4 protein-coding genes are annotated in these 3,901 nt (G+C 72.0%); 3 read left to right on the forward strand and 1 reads right to left on the reverse strand.

The window, feature by feature from the left end; translation table 11 throughout:
• Window positions 1–1,258: FUSC family protein (locus B9S61_RS03130; protein WP_103540801.1), on the reverse strand; the 1,258-nt coding region annotated here is incomplete at its 3' end.
• A 228-nt stretch (window positions 1,259–1,486) separates the two neighbouring features.
• Here B9S61_RS03130 and B9S61_RS03135 point away from each other — a divergent pair.
• The 3 genes from B9S61_RS03135 to B9S61_RS03150 all read left to right on the forward strand — a co-directional run bounded on the left by B9S61_RS03135 (window position 1,487) and on the right by B9S61_RS03150 (window position 3,888).
• Entirely contained in the window at window positions 1,487–1,963 is a 477-nt protein-coding gene (locus B9S61_RS03135) for an Lrp/AsnC family transcriptional regulator (RefSeq protein ID WP_103540802.1), read from the forward strand.
• A gap of 19 nt (window positions 1,964–1,982) precedes the next feature.
• Window positions 1,983–2,678 (forward strand): HAD family phosphatase, encoded by a 696-nt coding sequence (locus B9S61_RS03140; RefSeq protein WP_103540803.1) that lies wholly within the window; start codon window positions 1,983–1,985, stop codon window positions 2,676–2,678.
• Window positions 2,679–3,138: 460 nt separating this feature from the next.
• Window positions 3,139–3,888 (forward strand): DUF4142 domain-containing protein, encoded by a 750-nt coding sequence (locus B9S61_RS03150; RefSeq protein ID WP_103540805.1) that lies wholly within the window; start codon window positions 3,139–3,141, stop codon window positions 3,886–3,888.
• Window positions 3,889–3,901: the final 13 nt, after the last annotated feature.

Here is a 3,901-nt window from a genome sequence, read left to right on the forward strand (position 1 = left end):
CGAGGCCGCGAATCTCCCGGGCACAGTCGTCGAGCAGGGCGAGCACCCGGCGGGCGCGCCGCTTGCGCCCGCGCATGGGGTTCAGGGGGTGCACCAGGGGGGCCACCGAGAGGCGTACCCGGGCGAGCAGCTGCTCCAGTTCGGCCACCATCGGTGCCGGGTCGGCGTCCGCCGTTCCGGCCAGTCGCGCCGCCGCCTCCGCGGTGCAGGCGTGGACACAGCGCAGGGCCCGCTGGATCCAGCCGTCGGTGATGCGGTGCGTGGTCACGGGCAGGACGAACGCCACCGCCAGTACGGCGCCGAGCGCGCCCACGCCGGTCTCCAGGAACCGCAGCGCCAGCAGACCGGGGGACAGCACGCCCAGCAGGCCGTAGAGCATGGCGGCGAGCAGGGTCACCCAGAGCATCATCCAGGTGTAGGACACGGCGGCGGTGTAGAAGATGCCGAAGACGGAGACGGCGACGACCAGCGCCGTGAGCGGTCCCTGACCGTGCGCCGGGACGGCGACGAGCAGGGCGAGCCCGATGCCGATGACCGTGCCCAGCACCCGTCGGAAGCCGCGTACCAGGGTCTCGCCGCGCGAGGTGGTGTTGACGAAGACCCACCAGGTGGCGCCGACCGCCCAGTACCAGCGCTCCCCGGACACCAGCTGGCCCACGACCAGGGCGAAACCGGCGCCGGCGGTCGCCTGGACGGCCTGGCGGGTGGTCACCCGGGCCAGTCCGGTACCGGCGGGCGGCGCCGGCACGACGGGCGGGGGCAGGCCGCGTTCGTAGCACCACAGTCCGAAGCGCGTCACGGCCGCGGCGAGCACGGACAGCGTGACGGAGGCGTACAGCTCGGGCAGCTGCTCCGGCCTCGTGTGCAGGAACTGCGCCACGAAGTACGTCATGAACGCGAAGACACCGAGGCTGTGACCGCGGGGCCCCCAGCGCCGGGCGTACACACCCAGGCCGACGACGGCGAGGAAGGTGAGATCGCGGGCCACCGGCTGGTCGTGCGCGACGGCCGCCGCGGCGAGTACCGGCAGGCCGACGGCGGGCAGCAGCGCGGTGGTGACGGCCTGTCCGCGGACCGTGGTGTCGGTGACGGTGAACAGTGCGAGCAGCGCGGCGAGTCCGCCGGTGACGACCCCGGTGAGCGAGTGCCCGGCCAGGCCGCAGACGACGACGGCCAGCCCGATGCCGAGCACGGCCCGCGCCGCGAAGCGCAGCCGTGTCCGGCCCGGGTCCGGGGCCGTGAACACCCTCTTCAGCACCGCTTGCCCCCTGAGATCTCGATGGTGTGCGCCATGGGACGGGAAGGATGTACGCCATGGCATGAGAAAGGCGCCACGGAGGTCCGCAGCGCCATCGACTCCCCCATATGAGCATCTCCTCCACCAGTGGCTCAACAGGCTCGACCAGCAATGGGCCATTGGTACAGTTCCTTCGGCACTTCTACGGCCATAACCATGCCAATGGCCGACAGCGGGAGCGGGGACCTCATGGCCGTGGACGAGCTGGACACCCGCATCCTGCGGCTGCTGCTGGAGCAGCCGCGCACCAGCGTGCGGGAATACGCGCGGATCCTCGGGGTCGCCCGCGGCACCCTGCAGGCCCGGCTCGACCGTATGGAGCGCGACGGCGTGATCACCGGCACCGGTCCCGCCCTCTCCCCGGCCGCGCTGGGCCATCCCGTGCTGGCGTTCGTGCACATCGAGGTCACCCAGGGGCACCTGGACGAGGTGGGCGACGCACTGGCCGCCGTGCCCGAGATCGTCGAGGCCTTCTCCATCACGGGCGGCGGTGATCTGCTGACCCGGGTCGTGGCGCGCGACAACGCCCATCTGGAAGACGTGATCCAGAAGCTGATCAGCCTGCCCGGAGTGGTCCGCACACGCAGTGAGGTGGCACTGCGTGAGCGCGTGCCGCACCGGCTGCTGCCCCTGGTGGAGTCGATCGGCCGGACGGCGCGGAAGTGAGTCCTGCCATGCTGGGCCCATGAGCACGCTCGGCACCCTCTCGGTCGTCTTCGATCTCGACGGAACGCTCGTGGACAGCGAGCCGAACTACTACGAGGCCGGCAGGCGGACCCTCGCCGCGTACGGGGTCCCGGACTTCTCCTGGGAGGAGCACGAGCGGTACGTGGGAATCAGCACCCGCGAGACGATCGCCGACTGGCGGAAGCGGTACGGCCTGTCCGCACCGGTGGAGGAGCTGCTGGAGGTCAAGAACCGCCACTACCTGAAGCTGGCCGGCGCCTCGACGCCGGTGTACCCGCAGATGCGCGCGTTCGTCGAGCTGCTGGCGGCCGAGGGCGTCCCGATGGCCGTGGCCTCGGGCTCCTCGCCCGAGGCGATCGGGTCGATCCTGGCCGGCACGGGCCTGGACAGGTACCTGCGCACCGTCGTCCCGGCCGATGAGGTCGCCCGCGGCAAGCCGGCTCCCGACATCTTCCTGGAGGCGGCCCGCAGGCTCGGCGCGGACCCGGCCGACTGCGTGGTGGTCGAGGACGCGGCCCCGGGCGCCTCCGCCGCGCACGCGGCCGGGATGCGCTGTATCGCGATCCCCTACGTGGCCGGGCAGGCCGACGCGCCGGAGTTCGCCACCGCGGGTCTGCTGCTGCGGGGCGGGCAGACGGAGTTCACGGCGCGGGCCGCCTGCACCTGGCTGGCGGACTCCGTCCGCCGTTCCTGACCGGTTCCGGCACCCGGGCACCCCGGGACACGTCCGGGGCCGGCCACTGCCGAACCGTCGACGCCCGTCCGCGCCTCCCACCCTCCTCGACGCCCGTCCGCACCTCCCTCCTCGGCGCCCGCGGCCGCCCCCGTCCGCTCTCCGCCCGGCAGCGTGTGTGATCTTCGGCACGGCGGACCCCCGGCGGCGTCGGCCCCGTCCGTGGCGACGGCCGTGACGCTGCTCGACGAGATCCGGGCCGGTACGTCCTTCCGCTCCGGGAAAGCGCTGGTGACACGTGTGCGGCCCGCGGTGGGCGCCGGTTCGCCGGGCCGCTCCGACGGCGACCGGGGGGGTGAGGACGGCGGCAGGCCGCCCACGCCCGCCGAGACCGTCCGAAAATTCTTTCCCGAACGGTGACTGTCTTGCGCCCGGCGTCCGTACTCCCTGCTGTTGGGCCGTTCATATCCCAGGAGGCACGATGCGCATCTCGCGCAGCACGGCAGGTACCGCGTTCGTGGGCGGAGCCATGATCCTCACCCTCACCGCGCTCGCCTATCCCACCATGCTGGGCGTACAGAACACATCGACCAAGCCGGACCGGGTGGTGGCCAACACGAACTACGGCCCGCTGACCGAGGCGGACCGCGACTTCGTGGTGAAGGTACGCGCCGCCGGGCTGTGGGAGCACCCGCTGGGCCTGCTGGCGATGGAGCGGGGGACGACGCCGGAGATGAAGGAGGCGGGCGAGCACCTGGTCGTGGGTCACGGCCGGCTCGACGACTCGTGCCGAAGGATCTCGCTGGAGCTCGGCATCACGCTGCCGAACCAGGCGTCACCGCAGCAGCAGGGGTTCGTGGAGACCGTGAAGTCCACCAGCGGCAAGGAGTTCGACTCCACGGCGGTGAACATCATGCGGGTGACGCACGGGCAGATCTTCCCCGCCATCGCCAACATCCGGGCCAACACCAGGAACACCCTCGTCCGGCAACTGGCGGACCAGGCCAACGACACGGTGCTCGACCACATCACGGTGCTGGAGGCGACGGGGCTGGTCAATCACGAGCAGGTCAACTTCCAGCAGACCAGCCCGCCCAAGATGCCGCGGGAGGCGGTGACGCCGCCGGCGCCGCAGGTCGGGGCGCCGGTCGTCGCGCTGGAGATCCCCAAGGAACTGCAGGACCTCAACACGGTTTCTCCGGCGCCGTCACCGTCGTCGACGGTCAAGTAGGACGGCGGCGGAC

This window comes from Streptomyces sp. SM1 (assembly GCF_002910825.1).
In the GTDB taxonomy this organism is placed as follows: domain Bacteria; phylum Actinomycetota; class Actinomycetes; order Streptomycetales; family Streptomycetaceae; genus Streptomyces; species Streptomyces okerensis.